This is a genomic window from Thalassospiraceae bacterium LMO-JJ14 (assembly GCA_021555105.2).
In the GTDB taxonomy this organism is placed as follows: Bacteria; Pseudomonadota; Alphaproteobacteria; order Rhodospirillales; family Casp-alpha2; genus UBA4479.
In genome coordinates this window covers 3,305,718-3,324,735 of record CP134604.1, presented here as the reverse complement: position 1 = coordinate 3,324,735, position 19,018 = coordinate 3,305,718, and the positions used below count along the sequence as shown (strand labels likewise).

The following is a 19,018-nucleotide window of genomic DNA, read 5'->3' as shown; positions in this document are numbered from 1 at the left end:
AGTCTCCCTTAGTTTGAAGAATTTGGTATTTTCGAATCCGTGGCCCAGGCCGGAACATCTGTTACCAGCATTCTGCCAGGGGCATGGGTAATGCAGATCGACGGACGTGCCGATCTGACAGCATTTTGCGGCGTTACACCGCAGGCCCAGAAGACGGGAATTTCACCGTCTCTGAATTCAGTCTTGTCGCCCCAGTCGGGGGCGTCGATATCGCCAATGCCGATCTCGGCCGGGTCGCCCATGTGCACGGGCTGGCCGTGTGCATGCGGGAATCTTGAGCAGATCGCGCTTGCACGGATGGCATCCTTGATTTTCAGCGGACGCATGGAAACCACGGTGCCGCCGGAAAACGGACCCGCCCGCTCCGTTTCGATGTTGGTGACGTACATACCGACGGTCCTGTTCTCTTCGATATGACGCAGCCGGATTCCGTCGGCGATCAGCGCATCTTCAAAAGAGAACGAGCAGCCGATGGCGAACGCCACGTAATCGTCACGCCACATGTGGCGGATGTCGGCAACCTCGTCCTTCAGCTCACCGTCTTCATAAATCCGGTAGGCGGGCACGTCCGAGCGGATGTCGATATCGTTCCCAAGTGTGCGCATCATCGCGTCGCCGGTATCGGAAACTCCGATCAGCGGACAAGGTTGCGGATTGCGCTGGCAGTAACGCGCAAAATCGAGGGCATATTCGGCCGGCAGGATGACGACGTTGCCCTGCAGCATGCCCGGCGCGATCCCGGCGGTATGTCCGATGTATTCGCCGGCGCGGAAATGTTTGCGGGCTTCGGCTGCGCTCAGGCCGTCAAAGTCCGTATAATCCATGTACGTGTGAGTGCCCTGATTTAACCCGTGGGCTTCGGCAACGCTTCCCATTTATCCCCCGTGTATCCGGCTTTGAGCTCGCCGGATAATTAGTTGGCGCTATGGCAACCGATCTGGCAGTCCCTGTCGATAGTAATCTATGCAAAAAAGAGTGGAAAAAGTCGAATTTATATTTTTTAATGAAAGTTATAAAAAAAATTTATAAGCTAATAAAATCGAAATCCAGGGTAAAACAATTATGAATCTCAAACAGTTGGAAGCTTTTCTCTGGGTAGCGAAGCTGGGAAGTTTCTCGAAAACGGCAGAACGGTTGTTTACGACACAACCCGCCATCTCAAGCCGGATCGCAAATCTCGAGGCCGAGCTTCTTGTGCAATTATTCGATCGGGAAGGCGGAGAAGTGCGTCTCAGCGCAAAGGGTTTCGAGATGCTCGGACTGGCCGAGGATGCCCTTGGCGCTGTGCAGGCGATGCGCGATCTTGCCGGCGTGCCGGCGGAGATCAGCGGGATCCTGCGCCTCGGCGTTTCGGAGACCATTGTTCAGACCTGGCTGTCCGATCTGCTGGCGGAGTTGCGCGAAAATTACCCCGGGCTGGACGTCGAGATTTCCGTCGATGTGACGGCGACCCTCCGCAACGAACTGGTCGAACACGCCATCGACGTCGCGCTGCTGATGGGGCCGGTTTCGGAATACACCGTGACCAACACGCCGCTGAACAGTTTTCCGCTGATCTGGGCGATGCGCCCGCCGAGCGATATGAAACCGGGCCGTAAAGGCAAACTGCGCATGACGCTCAAGGAAATGCGGGAATACCCGATCCTGACGTTCCCCAGAAACACCCGGCCGTATTTCGAAATATCCGAAGCGATGCGGGCCAGAACCGGCGAAGTGCCGCGGCTGTTTCCCTCAACCTCGCTGTCGGCATGCCAGCGCATGGTCGAGCGCGGCGTCGGTATCGGCTCGCTGCCCCGGGTGTTTGCTGAGAACGCCCTGAATGACGGGCGCCTGATCGAGATAGAGAGCGACTGGTATCCGACGGCGCTGAACTTCACGGCATCCTATATCGCTGACCCCTCGCGTCCAATCCTGGCCCGTGTTGCCGAGATGGCGCAGACGATTTCGGCTGCCGGCACGGCACAGGCTTGACGCAACGGCGGCGCGGTTTCACTTTATCGCCCTCACGAGGGAGATATTTATCAATGAACGCCAATACCCGCCGTCTTGTCTATTTCGATACCTGGGCGCATCCGGTCGCCGTGGAAATCCTGGAAAACGCGCCCGGAATCGAATTGATCCGTCTCGATCAGGATGAAGACGAGGCCAGGGTCTTCGAGGTCATGCAGGGCGCACACGGCTATCAGATGCTGGCCAAGACGGAAATGCAGCCGCGCTGGCGGCCGGACCGGGCGTTCATGGAAAAGTGTCCGAACCTGCTGGCGATCTCGTCCCTCGGTGCCGGTTACGATGCCTGCGACGATGCGGCGGCGACGGACATGGGCATCATGGTGATGAACAATTCGGGTGCCAATTCCGACAGCGTCGCACAGCACGCCATCGGCATGCTGCTGGCGCTCGGCAAGAACATGATCCGCCATGACCGCATGATGCGTAAGGCCCCGGGTCTCGACCGCATGGCCTATCCGGGCCTCGAAGCGACCGGCAAGACGCTGGGGATCATCGGTCTCGGTAACATCGGCCGGCGCACGGCGAAGATCGCCCGCCACGCGCTGGATATGAACGTCATTGCCTATGATCCGTATATTTCCGATGCCGACTTTACCGAGCGAAACGCCGAAAAGGCCGATTTCGAAACCGTTTTCAGGACGTCCGACTTTATCTCCGTGCACTGCCCGCTGACCGCTGAAACGCGCGGGATGATCGGCGCCGAAGCCTTCGCGATGATGAAGCCGGAGGCGTATTTCATCACCACGGCCAGGCATTTCGTGCATGACGAGGCGGCATTGGTCGAAGCCCTCGCCAAGGGGCAGATGAACGGCGCCGGCGTCGATGTGTTCGATGACGAGCCGCCAGGCCCCGGCCACCCGCTGATGCAGTTCGAAAACGTCCTGATGACACCGCATGCGGCGGGGATCACCGACGTCTGCAATTACAAGATGGCGAAGTGGGGGGCCGAGCAGTGGGTCGAAGTTCTGGGCGGCAAGCGCGCGCCGCGTCTCGTCAATCCGTCATGCTGGGATGCGTATGTCGAGCGGCACACGCGGATCATCGGGCATGCGCCCGTGGGATGAATGCGGGCATGCGCCCGTGGGATGAATGCGGGCATGCGCCCGTGGGATGAATGCGGGCATGCGCCCGTGGGATGATGCGGGGCCTGAGGGGGAAGGCAGCGTTGGCCGATAGCGACGCCGATAAACGTGCAGCGGAACGTTATTTCGTCGACGCCCCGATTGAGGGCCGTGTCGGCGAGCAGCCGTTCGTCGGCCGGCTCCATGATATCTCATCCACCGGCGCCGCCATTACCGGCGTTGCGGATGTCGTCTTCGAGAACGATCAGTTCGTGCAACTGCACATGGCCGGCATGGGCCAGCAGTGCGGCTATGTAAGGCGCCGTATCCCGGATGGGTTCGCTTTGCAGTTCGACGCGAACCAGGACGATGAAAAACGTGAACGCGAGGTCGCGGAAATGCTTCGTGTCCTGGGGCCGCGCGGCTTGCAGGGGTGAGCGATCGGCCGGACAGATGCCACGCGGGCAACGCCTATCCGGCTCTCGCGGGAATTTAGAAAAGAACTTCGAGGCTGTTCGTGACCAGGCTCAGGATACCGTAGCCGATAACACAGACGCCGACACTCGTGCCAAGGGCGGCACCGACAGTTTCGTTTATGATTTCTTTCATTCGTAACTTCATAATTGCCTCCTGTATCTTGGAGCCGTGCTCGTTCTGAACACGATCTCTATCTGGACGTTAACCATTAAAGGTGAAGGCGGGCCTGCTGTCTGTGACCAACCGCACAGGGTCCGGATATAAAAATTAACCTTGTCAGCGGCACATGTTCTTGACGGTCTTCCACTCGTAACTGCTCATTGCCCGGCCCATGCCTTGCGAAAGGCGGGTGATGTCGCGCCGACGCTCATCGCCGCCCGGATGCGTATTCAGAAACGACGGCACCACCCCGGCCATGGGGTCTTCCTTGCCCATCCCGGCGACGAAGTCGGCCAGTGGCAGCGCCGTCAGGCCGAGCTGATTGAGCGCGGTGACGGCGAGGAAATCCGACGCCGCCTCGGCATCGCGGCTGTAGCCGTTTTCGATCAGCCCCGATGCCAGCCCGCCCAGTGCGGCGCCGCCGAAGACATCGCCGACGACAAGGCTGATCATCAGCGCCGCCCCGGTCTGCTTGATCGATACCTGCAGCGGGTCACGGCGCACGACGTGGGCGATTTCATGCGCCAGCACGCCGATTACAGCGTCCGCGTTTTCGGCCTTGTCCAGAAGCCCCGAAAGGATAATGACCTCACCGCCGGGCAGGGTCAGGGCATTGACGACGGGAAAGCGCACCACCGTGACACGGACCGGGAACGGGCTTTCCATCAAGGTCGCCAGTTCGTTGGCGCGGGTGTCGAGGATCGCTTGCGCATCGGGGTGGTGGCAGACAAGCGGCGTGCCGTTCTCTCGCAACTGGCCGAATATATTCAGAAGATGATCGCGGGCCTCGGCGCCGATGCGCTGTTCCAGTGCGGCTGGGACAATCCGGACAATGGCGCTCGACGCGGCCGGCAGCAGATAGATAAATATCCCGGTAATCGAGGCAAGCGCGAGAATGCCCGCCGCCACCCACGTCGGCCATTTGACGGCGCCGGCATCGCGCCTGGTCAGGTTTGCGCAATGCGCCGTCAGCCATGCACCGTCGTCATCGGCGGGCAGGGTGATGCGGGCATCGGTGCCGGCATTTCTGAGCCGGAGCGGCGGCGTGCGGTGCGCCGGGTCGGCATAGCGGATATCCGTGAGCGACCAGCGCGCGAGTTCACCGCCGGCTTCGTTGGCGATGACGAGCGTGTCGGCGTCGATCCTGGCGGCGGCCTTGTGTCGCTGCGCCGTCTTGCCGTCGTTGAATGAAATGGCGTGGGTCAAAATCAGAATCCCCCGATGTCCAGCGCATCGGCCAGCCCCTCGCCGGTGCGCGGGCCCCGGTCCGCTATCTGTGCAGCGTTCTCAAGCACATGCGGATCGGTTACGGCGGTGGTCTTCACGGTCTGCTTGATGAGCTCGAACTTGAAAACCAGCGCCCAGACGAAGGGCGCGATCAGCAGCAGCATCACGAATACAATGACATACAAGCCAACCACGGCTGAAGCCGCTGATGCTTGCAGCCCGTCCCCCGGCAAATGGCTGATGCCGCTGTAAATGGTTATACCGAAAGTGCCTGAAACCGCTGCCAGTGCGAGCACGAATATCAAGATGGTCAGAGCGGCAAACCAGAAAAGCCGTTTGAACGGCAAGCCGGAATGAAAGCGGGCCTCACCCAGGCGTATCCCGGAAATCTGGAATCTGGCCTGGCGGATGGCGTAATGGAAATACGCTATTATCGACAGCAGCCCGAGGCCGGCAAAGACAAACATGATCGTTTTAAAAAGCCCGTTTTGATCTTCCCTGAGCGCGCGGGCGATTTCGGCCGGCTCGAAGCCGAAATTGTATAAGAACGTTATAAGCGTGGCGATGTAGAGCAGGCCGATGACGAACACCGGCGACCACGCAGCAAACAGGGCCTTGGCATTCCCCTCGAAGCGGAACGCCTGATCGCCGAGCCGGGTATGGCGTATCTGATAGCGCCACAAATCTATTTTCATCCACGGATACGCGGCGCCCAGCGTCAGCGCCGTCAGGACCGACCAGCCCGCCGAAAGCTTGAGATATGCCCAGGTCGATCCGTCGAGGCCGAACCTGACCCCGCGCCACATCGTGCGGCTCATGCGATAGCGCCACATGCGGTAAAAGCCGATCTGCAGCAGGGCAAAGAGGACGATGTAATAGGCGACCTCGAGGGCGATCTCCAGTTCCGGATGCGCGGGCGGCACCACGGCGCCGATGGCGCTGTAGATCAGACCCAGCGGAAACAGCACGGCGATGACGATCAGAAAGCCGACGAAAAGCTCGCCGCCGGTGCCGGTGTATTCCAGCGGGTCGTCGAGGAAGGTTACATTGCGCCAGAAAAAACGGCGGATTTTGGTTTTCGCCCAGAACCGGTAGATACCGATTGTCAGCAGTGTCAGCAGTGTATTGATCGCCAGCAGCCTTGCGAACGCAGGCCGCGTGCCGTTGAAAGCGAACGCGTGCGTTTCCGCATCGGCCGGGTCGTGAACCTTCTTGAATTGATTCTCCGGGGCTTGATCCATGGGCCGGGACGGTCTCCACTTGCGGCGGCGTTGAGAACGGCGTATCTGCGCGATCTGCAATCGATGCACGAAATCGTCTGTGACGGCAAGGTGGGGGAGAGGTTTTGGGGTTACTGAATTCGGTATTGGCGTTTCTGGGACGCTATGCGCCCCAGGCGATGGCGGCAGGGGTGTTCGTCGGTCTGCTGCTGCCCGATCTTGCACACACCCTGCGCCCGCTTTTGGCTGCTGCCGTGTGGGGATTGCTGTATCTGGCGATGCTCAGGATCGAATGGCTGGCCCTGGTCGAGCGGATGCGCCGCCCAATGATGGTTCTGGCCCTGCTGGTGTGGATGCTGGTGATCTCGCCGGTGGCAATGGCGCTGATCCTGATGACGGTCGAACTGCGTCCCGGCCTGGAAGCGGCGATGATTTTGACGGCGGCATCGTCGTCGCTGTTCTCGACCCCGGCGCTCGGCGTGATGTTCGGTCTCGACGGAGCGCTGCTTCTGCTGGTTCTAGTCGCCGCGACCCTGCTTGTGCCGATTACCCTGCCGATTGCGGCGCTGACTCTTATGGGATTCGACATGGGTGCCGACCCGATGATGATGATGGTGCGGATGGTCGTGCTGGTGATTTCCGCGGCCGTCATGGCCGGCATCACGCGCAAGGTGATCGGCGAGGGACGTGTCGCGCGAGCCGCACCGCTGATGGACGGACTGTCGGTGCTTTTGCTGATCGGTTTTGCCGTCGGCATCATGGCCGGCGTCACCGAAAGGCTGATCGGCGATCCGGCGGACATCGCCTATGTCGCGGCGCTGTCGTTCGCGGTTTATATCGGTATGATGGTGCTGGGCTCGGTGGTATTCCTGATTGCCATACCGGCTGCCGGACGGCGCGGCGCACTTAGTGCCGGGTTTATATCGGGAACACGTAATCTTGCCATAATTCTGGCGGTTTTGCCGGCCAGTGTGGATTCCGACCTGCCGCTCTTTTTTGCGGTCGGACAGTTTCCTATCTACATAATGCCGATTATTCTAAAGCCGGTATTCCGGCGGTTGCTGCGCTGAGACGAAACGCTTCAGGCACAGGACACGGAGAGAGGATGTTGCGAACTTGGAAATTCTGGCGCCGGGTGGCTTTGATTTTCGTTCTCGTCGTGGCGGGTTCCGCCCTGACGGCGTTGGACCGGCATAGCGTGCACGCCGACTGGCGCACCGCTTCGCGCGAGCCGACCGGCATCGCGCCCGACCCCGCGATCCAGCGCGAGGCCATCATTCAGGTGTATGGCGCCAGGGCTTATAACTGGCGCGGCTATTTCGGTATTCACACGTGGATCGCCGTGAAACGGACCGATGCCGAACGCTTCACGGTTTACGAGGTCATGGGCTGGCGGGCGCGCCGGGGTGGCGATGCGGTGGCGGTTTCCGAACGCGCCCCCGATGGCCGCTGGTTCGGCGCCGCGCCATCGATCCTGGCCGATATTCGCGGCAGCGACGTCGATGCCCTGATCGGCAAAATCGAAGCGGCGGTGAAGACCTATCCGTATAACGGGACCTACACCATCTGGCCGGGCCCGAATTCCAACACCTTCGTTGCGCACGTTGCGCGCGCGGTGCCGGAACTGCGGCTCGATCTGCCGCCGACCGCCATCGGCAAGGATTACATTCCGGGCGGCAAACTGTTCGCCGAAGCACCGAGCGGCACCGGCTATCAGGTGTCCCTGTTCGGCCTGCTGGGTGTGCTCGCCGCCAGGGAAGAGGGCTTCGAGGTGAATATTCTCGGCCTTACCTTCGGTGTCGATCTGGCCGAACCGGCGCTCAAGCTGCCGCTGGCCGGGCGTATCGGCAACAACAACATGAGCGGGGGATAAGCGCTTATCATGAGTGTATGGGGCAAGGTTATCGGGGGCGTCGCCGGGTTTGCCGTCGGCGGTCCGATCGGTGCCGTGATCGGTGCCGTCGCGGGGCATCATGTCGTCGACAAGAAAAAGCAATCCGGTTCGCTCAACCAGGATGACAAGCAGGTCGCCTTCACGACTGCGGTAATTGTGCTGTCGGCAAAGATGGCCAAGGCCGATGGCCATGTCACCCGTGACGAGGTCAACGCCTTCAAGCAGCTGTTTCATATCGAGCCCGAGGACATGCCGACGGTCGCCAGCATCTTCGACGAGGCGAAAGGCACGTCGGAAGGGTTCGAGCCGTTCGCTGAGCAGATCGGTGAGATGTTCCGGGGCGACTGGCGGGTGCTCGAAGAGATCATCGGCGCGCTGTTCCATATCGCCAAGGCCGACGGCAAAATCCATCCCGGCGAAGTGCAGTATCTACGCCAGGTGGCCCTGCTGTTCGGATTTTCCGATCGCGATTTCGACCGCCTTCAGACGATTTACCTCGGCGGCTGGAAGGGCGAGGGTGGGCGCTCGGTCCGGGCCGACGACGCCTTTGAGATCCTCAACGTTTCCAAGGATGCCAGCGACGCAGACATTAAAAAAGCGTACCGCAATCTGGTCCGTGAGAACCATCCGGACACGCTGATGGCCAAGGGCATGCCCGAGGAATTCATCGAGCTGGCCAACGAGAAACTGGCCAAGATCAACGATGCCTATGACCGCATCAAGAAAGCGCGCGGGTTCAACTGAGATTCAACAAAGCTTCTGTCCCGAAGGGCGAGGTGGTGACTAAGAAGGAAAGCCCATGCCGCTGATCGGCGTCCTCGCCGCGCTTGCGACCGTGACCTTGTGGGGCTGCAATTTCGTTGCCGTCAAAATCGCGGTGACGGCGGTGCCGCCCTATTTCGTCACGTCCATGCGGTTCGCCCTGCTGGCGATCCTGCTGGCGCCGTTTCTTCGCGTGCCGAAGGCGCGCGCCAGGGATATCGCCGGGTATGCGCTGATCATGGGGGTCGGCCACTTTTCGATCATGTTCTATGCGATCCAGTTTCTCGATATCTCGACGACCGGGATCGTGTTGCAGTTGGGGACGCCGTTCGTCGTGCTGCTGGCGTGGCTGATGCTGGGCGAGACGTTCGGCGTCTGGCGCATGGGGGGCATGGCGCTGGCGTTCACCGGGATCGTCATCCTGATCGGGGTGCCGACGGCCGGTGTCGATGTGCCGTCGCTGCTGGTTCTGGTCGTCGCCGCCTTTATGTGGGCCTACGGCTCGATCCGCGCCAAGCAGATCACCGGCGTGTCGACGTTCAGTCTGATTGCCTGGATGGGGCTGATCGTCGCGCCGGTGGCGCTCGGTCTCTCCTTTGCCTTCGAGGCCGATCAGGTCGCTCGCCTGACAGCGGCGCCGCCTGCGTTCTGGTACGGTCTGGCATACATGACGCTGGCCAGCTCGATCGCCGGGTATGGCCTGTGGTACTGGCTGTTGAACCGCTATGACGTGACGGCGGTGGCGCCTTATAATCTGCTGGTGCCGCTGATCGCGGTCGCCAGCGGCGTGACGATCATGGGTGACGAACTGACGCTGACCAAGCTGATCGGCGGCGGCATGATCCTCGGCGGGGTGGCGTTGATCACGGTCCGCCAGATCGTGCTGGCGCGCCGCCGGCGGATGACGGCAAGCCTTGAGGGGCCGCCGGCATGAGGCAGGATTACGCATCGCCGAATTACAACAGCCGCGACGGTGTCGCGCCCGACATGCTGGTATTGCACTACACCGGTATGAAGAACTGTGGGGATGCGCTGGAAAAGCTCTGCGATCCCGAAGCCGAGGTCAGCGCGCATTACCTGATCGACGAAGACGGCACGGTGTATCAACTGGTCGACGAAGCCGCGCGCGCCTGGCATGCCGGTGTCGCATCGTGGCGCGGCGGCAGCAATATCAACAGCCGTTCGATCGGCATCGAACTGGTTAACCCGGGCCATGAATTCGGCTACCGCGCCTTCCCCGAAGCACAGATGCAGGCCCTTATGCCGCTATGCCGCGACATCGTCGCGCGCCACGCTATTGCGGCCCGCAATGTCGTCGGTCATTCCGACGTCGCGCCGTTGCGCAAAACCGATCCCGGTGAGCTGTTCGACTGGGCAAGGCTGGCGGCCGAAGGCATCGGGCTGTGGCCGGATATGACCGCCGACCCGTGCGACGCAGCAGCGGCACCGGCCCTGCTGACCGAGATCGGCTACGATACCGCCGATGAAACCGCCGCGCTCACGGCGTTCCAGCGGCACTTCGCCCCGCATCGCCTCGACGGTGAGCCGGACCGGGAAACCCTGCGCGCACTTGCCGCCGTGCATGCACTTATATAATGTCCGCGGGCCAGACGGTTGGATGACCGCTCTTCGCTGTCCGAAAGGTGCGGAGGGAGGAAAGTCCGGGCTCCACGGGGATACGGTGCCGGGTAACGCCCGGCGAGGGCGACCTTAGGGAAAGTGCCACAGAAAGCAAACCGCCCGCATTTATGCGGGTAAGGGTGAAAGGGTGCGGTAAGAGCGCACCGCTCGTTCGGCAACGCGCGAGGCATGGTAAACCCCACCGGGAGCAAAACCGAATAGGGACGATGGTGCTTCGGCACAGGCGCATCCCCGCGCTATCGTCCGGGTAGGTTGCGCGAGGCGTCCGGCAACGGGCGTCCCAGATGAATGGTCATCCAACGCCTTCGGGCGCGGACAGAACCCGGCTTACAGACCGTCTGGCTATTTCTTTTTTTATCTTGAGTTTCCGCATGTGCGGGAATGACGAAACACTTTGAATATTTATATCGTCATCCCCGCGAAAGCGGGGACCCAGCGATATCAGGCCATAGATCCTGCCAGCACCATGTTTGTCAGTTTCTGGATTCCGGCCTGCGCCGGAATGACAGACGATGTTTGGTTCTCGTCACCCCGGCGAAGGCCGGGGTCCAGACAGGCAGACTTCGTGCGAGGGAATGACGAATTTTTATCCGCGCGCTAAAGCCGCCCCGAAAAGACCCAAATCCACCCATCATTTTGACACCGAAGGTTGCGACAAAGACACGCTGGAAAGCGCGGAAATCCTTGCGTTGCGTTAACCATAAGGCAACAGAACCCATTGACGCCCATAAAAACCCATGATATCCCAAATTATCCCATAAAGGGTAAGTGCGGCCAAATAGGCGGCGCGTCCCGGGGGGTGACGGCAGAAGCCGTTTATAACGCGTTGGAATTAAGGAGCCCTAAATGGGCGTCTTTACGGGAACACAGACGAATAAAGTCGATAAAAAGGGCCGGGTTTCGGTGCCGAAGACTTTTCGCGCGCTTTTCGAGGGCGAAGGCTTTCAGGGCGTTTTCGTGTTTCCGTCGTTTCGTCAGCCTGCGCTCGAGGCCTGCGCCGAGAGCTTCATGGAGCGAATCGTCGACAGTCTGGAAGACCTGCCGATGTTCTCCGACGAGCAGGACGACCTGTCGATCATCGTCGAAAGCGCACAGCGCCTGTCCTTCGACACCGAAGGGCGGATCATCATTCCCGAGGACTTCCTGGGCGAGGTCGGGATCAAGGACGAGATCACCTTTGTCGGTCGCGGCCGCACGTTCCAGATGTGGGCGCCCGGGACCTATAAGGACACCCGCAAGCCCGCTTTCGAGCGCGCGCGGACGTGCGGCCTCACCCTCAAACTGCGCCGTCCTTCGCAAGCCGGTAACGGCGGGGAGGGCTGAGCGATGACGGAAAAACATATCCCCGTCCTGCTGGATGACGTGGTCGACGTTCTGGCACCGCGCGACGGGGCCGTTTACGTGGATGCGACATTTGGTGCCGGCGGTTACTCGCGTGCATTACTGGAAGCCGCCGACTGCACCGTCTGGGGTATCGATCGCGATCCCGAAGCGGCTGCCGCCGGCAACGAGATGGCGGCAAATTACGGCCAGCGCCTGACGGTCCTGAAGGGGCGTTTCGGCGACATGCGTGAACTGCTGGCCGGTGTCGGCGTCACGCAGGTCGACGGCATCGCGCTCGACCTTGGTGTTTCCTCCATGCAGATCGACGAACCGGGCCGGGGCTTTTCGTTCCGCTTCGACGGGCCACTCGACATGCGCATGGAAAAGGAAGGCCTGAGCGCGGCGGACGCCGTCAACCGCCTCGCCGAGAAGGAACTGGCGGACATTATCTATCGCTACGGCGAAGAGCGCGCATCCAGGAAGATCGCCCGCGCCATCGTCGAACTACGCGAACAATCGCCGATCACCCGCACCGGCCAGTTGGCCGAACTGGTGCGCCGTGTGGTCCGGCGTTCAAAGGATGGCATCGATCCGGCCACGCGCACGTTTCAGGCGCTCCGGATCTACGTCAACGAGGAGCTGGCCGAGCTGGACCGCGGCCTGGCTGCCGCCGCCGCGCTGTTGCGCGAGGGTGGCCGTCTGGCCGCGGTCTCGTTCCACTCGCTGGAGGATCGGCGTCTGAAGACGTTCTTTCAGGAGCGGAGCGGTTCTGGCCCGCAGCCGTCCCGTCACATGCCGATGAGCAGCGACGCGGGCGACAACGTTTTCGATGTGCCGGAACGCCGCGGCAGGGTGCCGTCGGACGACGAGATTCGGCGCAATCCGCGCGCCCGTTCGGCGCGGTTGCGCTGGGGTGTCCGCACATCGGCGCCGCTTTCGGAAGCGGCATGAGGGGGCAGACATGATCATCAAACGCTCCACGCTTATGTTGCTGTTGCTGGCCGCCGCGGCCAGCGTGTCGCTGTTCGTCATCAAGTACCGGGTCCAGGACCTGGACGACCAGATGCGCGATCTCAGCCGTGAAATCGTCTCGACGCAGGAAAACATTCACGTCCTCAAATCCGAGTGGGCGCACCTCAATCAGCCGGCGCGGCTGCGTCTGCTGGCCGGCAAATATCTGGAAGTCGGGCCGCTGGATGCGGAACGCATCGGCGGTGCCGAGCGCCTTCTGGATACGCTGCCCGAACGCGCCGAAGAGGCTGCCAAAGATGGGGAAATCACCAAGGTGGAGGGCGTGCAATGACCACCCGCCAACTGCCACCCGCGAGTGAACACCGCCGCATCGAAGGTTTCGGTAAACAGGCGATCGAGACCGGCCGCAACCGGCTTCTGGTGACCGCCGCCGTAATCGCGCTGGCGTTTGGCGGCATCGGCGCGCGCCTGATCGATCTCGCGGTGATCGGCGGAAACGAACGCGATGACCGCGCGACCCTGACGACACAGCCGCCGCCGCTCGTCAGCCGGGCCGACATCGTCGACCGGAACGGCGTGGTGCTGGCATCCAGCCTGCCGACGGCATCGCTTTATGCCGATCCGAAGGATGTGATCGATCCCGAGGAAGCGGCGAAAAAGATCGCTTCCGTATTTCCTGAAATCGAAACAGAGAAGCTGGCCAAACAACTTGCCGGCAAGGGCCGCTTCGTGTGGATCAAGCGCAACCTGTCGCCGGAACAGCAACTCGCCGCCAACCGCCTCGGTCTTCCGGGTTTCGACTTTATCGCCGAAGAGCGCCGCATCTATCCGCATGGACCTTTGAGCGCACATGTGCTGGGCGCCACCGATATCGACGGCAACGGAATTGCCGGCATCGAAGCCTATTTCGATCAGCGCCTGCGCCAGAGCGAAAAGCCGCTGGCGTTGTCGCTCGATGTTCGTGTGCAGTCGATCCTGCGCGCCGAGCTTTCGGCGGCAGTGTCCGAATTCAAGGCGCTCGGCGGTGCCGGTGTCGTCTATGACGTGCGGACCGGCGAAACCGTGGCGCTGGTATCGCTGCCCGATTTCGATCCCAACGACCGTTCGACCTATCAGGGCGAGGCGCGTTTCAACCGCGCCACCAAGGGCGTCTATGAAATGGGCTCGACCTTCAAGCTGTTCACCGCGGCGATGGCGCTGGACAGCGGCACCGTCGATATGAAGGGCGGCTATGACGCGACCCAGCCGATCAAGATCGCACGCTTCACCATTTCCGATTTCCACGCCGAGAAGCGCTGGCTCAGCGTGCCCGAGATCATTGTGCACTCGTCGAACATCGGTGCCGCCAAGATGGCCGTCGACGTCGGCGGTGCTGGGCAGCAGGCGTATTTGCGCAAATTCGGCCTGCTGCGCGAAGCAGCACTAGAGCTTCCCGAGATCGGCCGCCCGCTGGTGCCCGGCACGTGGCGCGAGATCAACACCATGACGATTTCATACGGGCACGGGATTGCCGTCAGCCCGGTGCAATTGACGGCGGCCATCGGCTCGCTGGTCAACGGCGGCGTGCTGCGCCCGGCGACGCTTTTGCGCCATGACGATACGGTGCCGGTCGCCGGCGAGACTATTCTGTCGCACGAAACATCCGACAAGATGCGTCAACTGATGCGTCTGGTCGTGGCCAAGGGGACGGGCCGCAAGGCCGAGGCGCCGGGTTATTTCGTCGGCGGCAAGACCGGCACGGCGGAGAAACAGTTCGGCGGACGCTATCGCAAGAAGGCGCTGATGTCGTCGTTCGTCGGTGCATTTCCCATACAGGATCCGCGCTATGTGGTGTTCGTCATGCTCGATGAGCCGGTCGGCAACAAGCGTACCTTCAATTACGCCACCGGCGGCTGGGTCGCGGCGCCCGTGGTCGGGCGGGTCGTTTCGCAAATCGGGCCGCTTCTGGGAATCGCGCCTGATATGACCGGCGACGAACCGCTGCACCTGCCGCTGATCGATGATGAACGGCGCAAGGCACCGAAGATCGCGGCGAGAACCGGGCTGGTTAAAAAGGCTTCCGTCTCGTCGGGCGTGATCCGGCCGTCCGGGGCGTTGAAGCCGCCGGCGTCGACGCCGACCCAGACACCGAAGCAGGTCCCGGCGGGGTCTGTGCCGAAGCAACGTGCCGAACCGCCACCGGACGAAACGCCGGACGAACGAATTGCCCGAAAGACCCGTGAAGCGCTGGAGCAGGCCTTTGCGGCTCAATGATTTATGGCCGAATGACAATTGGGATGAAGACACTTTGAACGCCATGGACGACGCACTCAGCCGTATCGAGATCACAGGCGTGACCTGCGATTCGCGGCGTGTCGAGCCGGGCTTCGTGTTCGCCGCCCTGCCGGGATCGAAAACCGACGGTCTGCGGTTCATCGACGAAGCGGTGCAGCGCGGCGCCGCCGCGATCATCGTGCCGATGGGCGAGAGCGCGTTGCCGTCACTTGATATTCCCGTTGTTCGCGCGTTCGACCCGCGCCGCCGTTATGCACAGCTGGCGGCCGCGTTCCATGGCGCACAGCCAGGGCATATCGCCGCCGTGACCGGCACCAACGGCAAGACTTCCGTCGCCTGGTTTGCGCGTCAGCTGCTGAATGCCGCCGGTCTGCCGGCTGCCAGCGCCGGGACGCTCGGCATGCTGGGGACGTCCGCCAACGGGGATGTGCTGGCCGAAGTGCCGGGCGCGTTGACGACGCCGGACCCGTCGGACCTGCATCGCGATCTGAAAACGCTGAAACAATCGGGCGTCGATCATCTGGTGCTCGAAGCATCGAGCCACGGTCTCGATCAACGCAGATTGGACGGGGTCCGCGTTCGCGCCTCGGCGTTTACCAATCTGAGTCGCGATCATCTGGATTATCACCGCACCGAGGACGCCTATCTGACCGCCAAGCTGCGCCTGTTCGACACCCTGACCGTCGAAGGCGGACAGGCCGTGGTCAACATGGATGCCCGCTTTGCCGAGGCATTCGCCAGTGCCGCGCAACGCCGCGGTCTTGAAGTGATCGGTGTCGGCACGGCAGAAACCTGTCCGTTCCGCATTCTCGATGTGCGGCCGGCGGCGACGGGTCTCGATCTTGATTTTCAAATCGAAGGCGTGCGTTACGACATGCAGTTGCCGCTGATCGGGGCTTTCCAGGCCTCCAACGCCCTCGTGGCGCTGGCGTTGGTATCTGCGTTGGGTGTCGATCCGTCGCGCACGGTGGCGGGGCTGGCGCATCTGCAGGCAGCCCCCGGGCGCATGCAGTTCTGTGGTGCGCATGACAGCGGTGCCGGTGTTTATGTCGATTACGCACATACCCCGGATGCGCTGGAAACGGTCCTCAAGGCGGTGCGCCCGCATGCCTCTGGTCGCGTGCATTTGGTGTTCGGCTGCGGCGGTGACCGTGATCCCGGCAAGCGCCCCGAGATGGGCAGTGCCGCGTTGCGCTATGCCGACGTGGTGATCGTCACCGACGACAATCCGCGCAGCGAAGATGCAGCGGAAATCCGCAGACAGGCAATAGCCGGCGCGGCCGGGGCGACGGAAATCGGTGACCGCCACGAAGCCATTCGCGCGGCCGTTTCCAATCTGCAGAAGGGCGACGTTTTGGTCGTCGCGGGCAAGGGACACGAGCAGGGCCAGATCGTCGGCGATCAGGTACTGCCGTTCGATGACGTCAAGGAAGTGCAGAGCGCGCTCGGAACCGGCGAGAGAGGCGTATGAACATGGCAGACAACGCCCGCGACCCGCTGTGGACGGCCAAGGACGCTGCCGAGGCAACCGGTGGCAAGGTGGAATTCGATTGGGTCGCAAACGGCGTGTCCATCGATTCCCGGTCTTTGGAGCCGGGCGACCTTTTCACTGCCCTCAAGGGGCCGAATCACGATGGACATGATCATGTCGCCGACGCGCTCGCCAAAGGGGCGGCGGCGGCCATGGTCGAACATCGCTTCGAATCAGATCTGCCGGGCAAGCAGCTTTTGTCGGTCAGGGACACGGCGCAGGGATTGCGCGATCTGGCAGCGGCGGCGCGCAATCGCAGCGGCGCCAAAATCTGTGCCATCACCGGCAGTGTCGGCAAGACCGGCACCAAGGAAATGCTCGCCGCCGCCCTTGCCGCGCAGGGCAAGGTCACGGCGACGGCGGGCAACCTCAACAATCATTACGGCCTGCCGTTGTCGCTGGCGCGTATGCCGCTCGACAGCAATTACGGCGTCTTCGAAATGGGCATGAACCATGCCGGTGAAATCTCGCCGCTGTCGAAGATCGCCCGGCCGCACGTGGCAATCATCACCACCGTGGCGCCGGTGCATATTGAATATTTCGAAAACGTCGAAGGCATCGCCGAGGCCAAGGCGGAAGTGTTCGACGGTCTGGTCGAAGGCGGCGCCGCGGTATTGAGCCGCGATAATCCGCATTTCGATCAGCTTGCGGAAAAGGCACGTGACGCCGGCGCCAAGATGGTCTGGGGCTTCGGTATACATTCGTTCTCCAACGCCCGGCTTCTGGCGTATGAACCGGATGCCAACGGCGCCCGGGTCGAGGCGACCGTCGGCTCGCAGCATATGAAGTACCGCATCGCCATGCGCGGCAAGCACTGGGCGTTGAATTCGATCGCCGTGCTGGCGGCGGCAAGCTCGCTCGGCGCGGATCTGGACATTGCCGCCGGGGCTTTGGCCGGTGTCTTGCCGAGCCGCGGGCGCGGACAGTTTTTCCAGGTCGCCCTTGCGGACGGCACGCTCGGCGTCATCGACGAAACATACAATGCAAGCCCGGTCGCCGTGCGCGCCGCATTCGATGTGCTGGCGGCGACAAGGCCCGGCCGGGGTGGACGCCGCGTCGTGGTGCTGGGGGACATGCTGGAACTGGGCCCGCATGCTATCGAAGCGCACATGGGGCTGGTCGAGGATATCAAAAAGCTCGACTTCGATCTGGTTTTCGCCTGCGGACAGTATATGTCCGACATCCTCGACGAACTGCCCAAGGACCTGCACGGCGGCCGTGCCGGCACATCGGCGCAACTGGCGAAAATGGTCACTGCCAAAATCCGCGCCGGAGACCTTGTTCTGGTCAAGGGATCGGCGGGCGCACACATGTCGAAAGTCATCGATGAAATCCGTGCCATGGGTGACGTCACCTCCGGCGAAGGGGGTGCCTGAGCGTGCTGTTTCATATTCTTTACCCGCTTGCCGAACAATTCAGCGCCCTGAATGTATTCCGCTACATCACGTTCCGTACCGGCGGCGCGATGATGACGGCACTGATCGTCAGCTTCCTGTTCGGGCCGGTGATGATCGAGTTGTTGCGCGCGCGTCAGGGACAGGGCCAGCCGATCCGCGACGACGGGCCGGAAAGCCATTTGCTGACCAAGAAGGGTACGCCGACCATGGGCGGCGTGCTGATTCTGTTTGCGGTTTGCAGCGCGACGCTGCTGTGGGCCGACCTGACCAATCCCTATATCTGGGCAGTGCTGGGCGTGACCGTCGGTTTCGGCGTGATCGGATTCCTCGACGATTTTCTCAAGGTCTCGAAGCGCAACACCAAGGGTCTGTCCGGCAAGCTCAAGCTGGCCATGCAGCTGGCGATTTCGGCGGTCGCCGCGTTCTGGGTGCTGAGCCATCTTCCGGCCGGATTGCAGACGACCCTCGCCGTGCCGTTCTTCAAGGACCTGCTGATCAATCTCAGCTGGATGTTCGTTATGTTCGCGATTTTCGTCATGGTCGGCTCGTCGAATGCGGTCAACCTGACGGACGGGCTGGACGGCCTCGCCATCGTGCCGGTGATGATTGCCGCCGCGGTGTTCGGCATGATCGCGTATCTGTCGGGCAACACCATCTTCTCGAACTATCTGCAAATTCATTATGTGCCGGGCGCCGGCGAGCTTGCCGTATTGTGCGGCGGGCTGGTCGGCAGTGCGCTCGGGTTTCTGTGGTTCAATGCGCCACCGGCCAAGGTCTTCATGGGCGACACAGGATCGTTGGCGCTTGGCGGCGCGCTTGGCGCGGTCAGCGTCGTCACCAAGCATGAACTGGTGCTGGCCATTGTCGGCGGTCTTTTCGTGCTCGAGACGGTTTCCGTGATCGTACAGGTGGTGTCATTCAAGCTGACCGGCAAGCGGGTCTTTGCGATGGCGCCGCTGCATCATCATTTCGAAAAAAAGGGCTGGGCGGAATCGACCATCGTTATCCGCTTCTGGATCATCGCCTCAATCCTGGCGCTGGCCGGTCTGGCCACACTGAAGTTGAGGTAA

General features: G+C 61.8%; 18 protein-coding genes and 1 other RNA gene. 16 read left to right on the top strand and 3 right to left on the bottom strand.

The window, feature by feature from the left end; genetic code table 11:
• Positions 1-8: 8 nt before the first annotated feature.
• Positions 9-824 (bottom strand): putative hydro-lyase, encoded by an 816-nt coding sequence (locus L2D14_15750; protein ID WNJ99311.1) that lies wholly within the window; start codon positions 822-824, stop codon positions 9-11.
• Between the two features lie 238 nt (positions 825-1,062).
• Between L2D14_15750 and L2D14_15745 the strand changes: the two genes are divergently transcribed.
• From L2D14_15745 to L2D14_15735, 3 genes are all read left to right on the top strand, one after another.
• Entirely contained in the window at positions 1,063-1,971 is a 909-nt protein-coding gene (locus L2D14_15745) for a LysR family transcriptional regulator (GenBank protein ID WNJ99310.1), read from the top strand.
• A gap of 53 nt (positions 1,972-2,024) precedes the next feature.
• Positions 2,025-3,074, top strand: coding sequence for a hydroxyacid dehydrogenase (locus L2D14_15740; GenBank protein WNJ99309.1), 1,050 nt, complete (start codon positions 2,025-2,027; stop codon positions 3,072-3,074).
• A gap of 101 nt (positions 3,075-3,175) precedes the next feature.
• Entirely contained in the window at positions 3,176-3,508 is a 333-nt protein-coding gene (locus L2D14_15735; protein ID WNJ99308.1) for a PilZ domain-containing protein, read from the top strand.
• 316 nt (positions 3,509-3,824) lie between these two features.
• On the opposite strand, the gene L2D14_15730 is transcribed toward L2D14_15735, so the two are convergent.
• Both L2D14_15730 and L2D14_15725 read right to left on the bottom strand, forming a co-directional pair.
• The gene (locus tag L2D14_15730) at positions 3,825-4,913 is read right to left on the bottom strand and encodes a M48 family metallopeptidase (GenBank protein ID WNJ99307.1); all 1,089 of its coding nucleotides are present in this window, start codon (positions 4,911-4,913) and stop codon (positions 3,825-3,827) included.
• Positions 4,914-4,915: 2 nt separating this feature from the next.
• On the bottom strand, positions 4,916-6,175 hold the full coding sequence (locus tag L2D14_15725; protein ID WNJ99306.1) for a YjgN family protein: 1,260 nt from the start codon (positions 6,173-6,175) through the stop codon (positions 4,916-4,918).
• A gap of 104 nt (positions 6,176-6,279) precedes the next feature.
• Here L2D14_15725 and L2D14_15720 point away from each other — a divergent pair, with 104 nt between their 5' ends.
• The 13 genes from L2D14_15720 to mraY all read left to right on the top strand — a co-directional run bounded on the left by L2D14_15720 (position 6,280) and on the right by mraY (position 19,018).
• Positions 6,280-7,224, top strand: coding sequence for a hypothetical protein (locus L2D14_15720; GenBank protein WNJ99305.1), 945 nt, complete (start codon positions 6,280-6,282; stop codon positions 7,222-7,224).
• 35 nt (positions 7,225-7,259) lie between these two features.
• A complete protein-coding gene (locus tag L2D14_15715; GenBank protein WNJ99304.1) occupies positions 7,260-8,027 on the top strand; it encodes a DUF3750 domain-containing protein in 768 nt (255 codons plus the stop codon).
• 9 nt (positions 8,028-8,036) lie between these two features.
• Positions 8,037-8,792: a TerB family tellurite resistance protein gene (locus L2D14_15710; GenBank protein WNJ99303.1), complete on the top strand. Its 756-nt coding sequence runs from the start codon at positions 8,037-8,039 to the stop codon at positions 8,790-8,792.
• 55 nt (positions 8,793-8,847) lie between these two features.
• Positions 8,848-9,744 carry an EamA family transporter gene (locus tag L2D14_15705; protein WNJ99302.1) on the top strand — a complete coding sequence of 299 codons (897 nt, stop codon included), beginning with the start codon at positions 8,848-8,850 and terminating at the stop codon, positions 9,742-9,744.
• The gene (locus L2D14_15700) at positions 9,741-10,406 is read left to right on the top strand and encodes an N-acetylmuramoyl-L-alanine amidase (GenBank protein ID WNJ99301.1); all 666 of its coding nucleotides are present in this window, start codon (positions 9,741-9,743) and stop codon (positions 10,404-10,406) included. The genes L2D14_15705 and L2D14_15700 overlap by 4 nt, the downstream gene beginning before the upstream one ends.
• A gap of 10 nt (positions 10,407-10,416) precedes the next feature.
• Positions 10,417-10,797, top strand: an RNA gene (rnpB, locus tag L2D14_15695) — RNase P RNA component class A.
• A 500-nt stretch (positions 10,798-11,297) separates the two neighbouring features.
• The gene (locus tag L2D14_15690; GenBank protein ID WNJ99300.1) at positions 11,298-11,774 is read left to right on the top strand and encodes a division/cell wall cluster transcriptional repressor MraZ; all 477 of its coding nucleotides are present in this window, start codon (positions 11,298-11,300) and stop codon (positions 11,772-11,774) included.
• Positions 11,775-11,777: 3 nt separating this feature from the next.
• Entirely contained in the window at positions 11,778-12,725 is a 948-nt protein-coding gene (rsmH, locus tag L2D14_15685; GenBank protein WNJ99299.1) for a 16S rRNA (cytosine(1402)-N(4))-methyltransferase RsmH, read from the top strand.
• A 10-nt stretch (positions 12,726-12,735) separates the two neighbouring features.
• Complete coding sequence (locus L2D14_15680) at positions 12,736-13,077, top strand: hypothetical protein (GenBank protein ID WNJ99298.1); 342 nt, start codon at positions 12,736-12,738, stop codon at positions 13,075-13,077.
• Positions 13,074-14,999: a penicillin-binding protein 2 gene (locus L2D14_15675; protein ID WNJ99297.1), complete on the top strand. Its 1,926-nt coding sequence runs from the start codon at positions 13,074-13,076 to the stop codon at positions 14,997-14,999. Before L2D14_15680 ends, L2D14_15675 begins: the two co-directional genes overlap by 4 nt.
• A gap of 43 nt (positions 15,000-15,042) precedes the next feature.
• The gene (locus tag L2D14_15670; GenBank protein WNJ99296.1) at positions 15,043-16,491 is read left to right on the top strand and encodes a UDP-N-acetylmuramoyl-L-alanyl-D-glutamate--2,6-diaminopimelate ligase; all 1,449 of its coding nucleotides are present in this window, start codon (positions 15,043-15,045) and stop codon (positions 16,489-16,491) included.
• Positions 16,492-16,493: 2 nt separating this feature from the next.
• Complete coding sequence (gene murF / locus L2D14_15665; GenBank protein WNJ99295.1) at positions 16,494-17,927, top strand: UDP-N-acetylmuramoyl-tripeptide--D-alanyl-D-alanine ligase; 1,434 nt, start codon at positions 16,494-16,496, stop codon at positions 17,925-17,927.
• Between the two features lie 2 nt (positions 17,928-17,929).
• Positions 17,930-19,018, top strand: coding sequence for a phospho-N-acetylmuramoyl-pentapeptide-transferase (gene mraY / locus L2D14_15660; GenBank protein ID WNJ99294.1), 1,089 nt, complete (start codon positions 17,930-17,932; stop codon positions 19,016-19,018).

Excerpts from the sequence above, each read along its gene's own strand:
- L2D14_15750 (WNJ99311.1), bottom strand. The coding sequence starts at position 824 with ATGGATTATACGGACTTTGACGGCCTGAGCGCAGCCGAAGCCCGCAAA.
- L2D14_15745 (WNJ99310.1), top strand. The coding sequence starts at position 1,063 with ATGAATCTCAAACAGTTGGAAGCTTTTCTCTGGGTAGCGAAGCTGGGA.
- L2D14_15740 (WNJ99309.1), top strand. The coding sequence starts at position 2,025 with ATGAACGCCAATACCCGCCGTCTTGTCTATTTCGATACCTGGGCGCAT.
- L2D14_15725 (WNJ99306.1), bottom strand. The coding sequence starts at position 6,175 with ATGGATCAAGCCCCGGAGAATCAATTCAAGAAGGTTCACGACCCGGCC.
- L2D14_15715 (WNJ99304.1), top strand. The coding sequence starts at position 7,260 with ATGTTGCGAACTTGGAAATTCTGGCGCCGGGTGGCTTTGATTTTCGTT.
- L2D14_15710 (WNJ99303.1), top strand. The coding sequence starts at position 8,037 with ATGAGTGTATGGGGCAAGGTTATCGGGGGCGTCGCCGGGTTTGCCGTC.
- L2D14_15705 (WNJ99302.1), top strand. The coding sequence starts at position 8,848 with ATGCCGCTGATCGGCGTCCTCGCCGCGCTTGCGACCGTGACCTTGTGG.
- L2D14_15700 (WNJ99301.1), top strand. The coding sequence starts at position 9,741 with ATGAGGCAGGATTACGCATCGCCGAATTACAACAGCCGCGACGGTGTC.
- L2D14_15690 (WNJ99300.1), top strand. The coding sequence starts at position 11,298 with ATGGGCGTCTTTACGGGAACACAGACGAATAAAGTCGATAAAAAGGGC.
- rsmH (WNJ99299.1), top strand. The coding sequence starts at position 11,778 with ATGACGGAAAAACATATCCCCGTCCTGCTGGATGACGTGGTCGACGTT.
- L2D14_15680 (WNJ99298.1), top strand. The coding sequence starts at position 12,736 with ATGATCATCAAACGCTCCACGCTTATGTTGCTGTTGCTGGCCGCCGCG.
- L2D14_15675 (WNJ99297.1), top strand. The coding sequence starts at position 13,074 with ATGACCACCCGCCAACTGCCACCCGCGAGTGAACACCGCCGCATCGAA.
- L2D14_15670 (WNJ99296.1), top strand. The coding sequence starts at position 15,043 with ATGGACGACGCACTCAGCCGTATCGAGATCACAGGCGTGACCTGCGAT.
- murF (WNJ99295.1), top strand. The coding sequence starts at position 16,494 with ATGGCAGACAACGCCCGCGACCCGCTGTGGACGGCCAAGGACGCTGCC.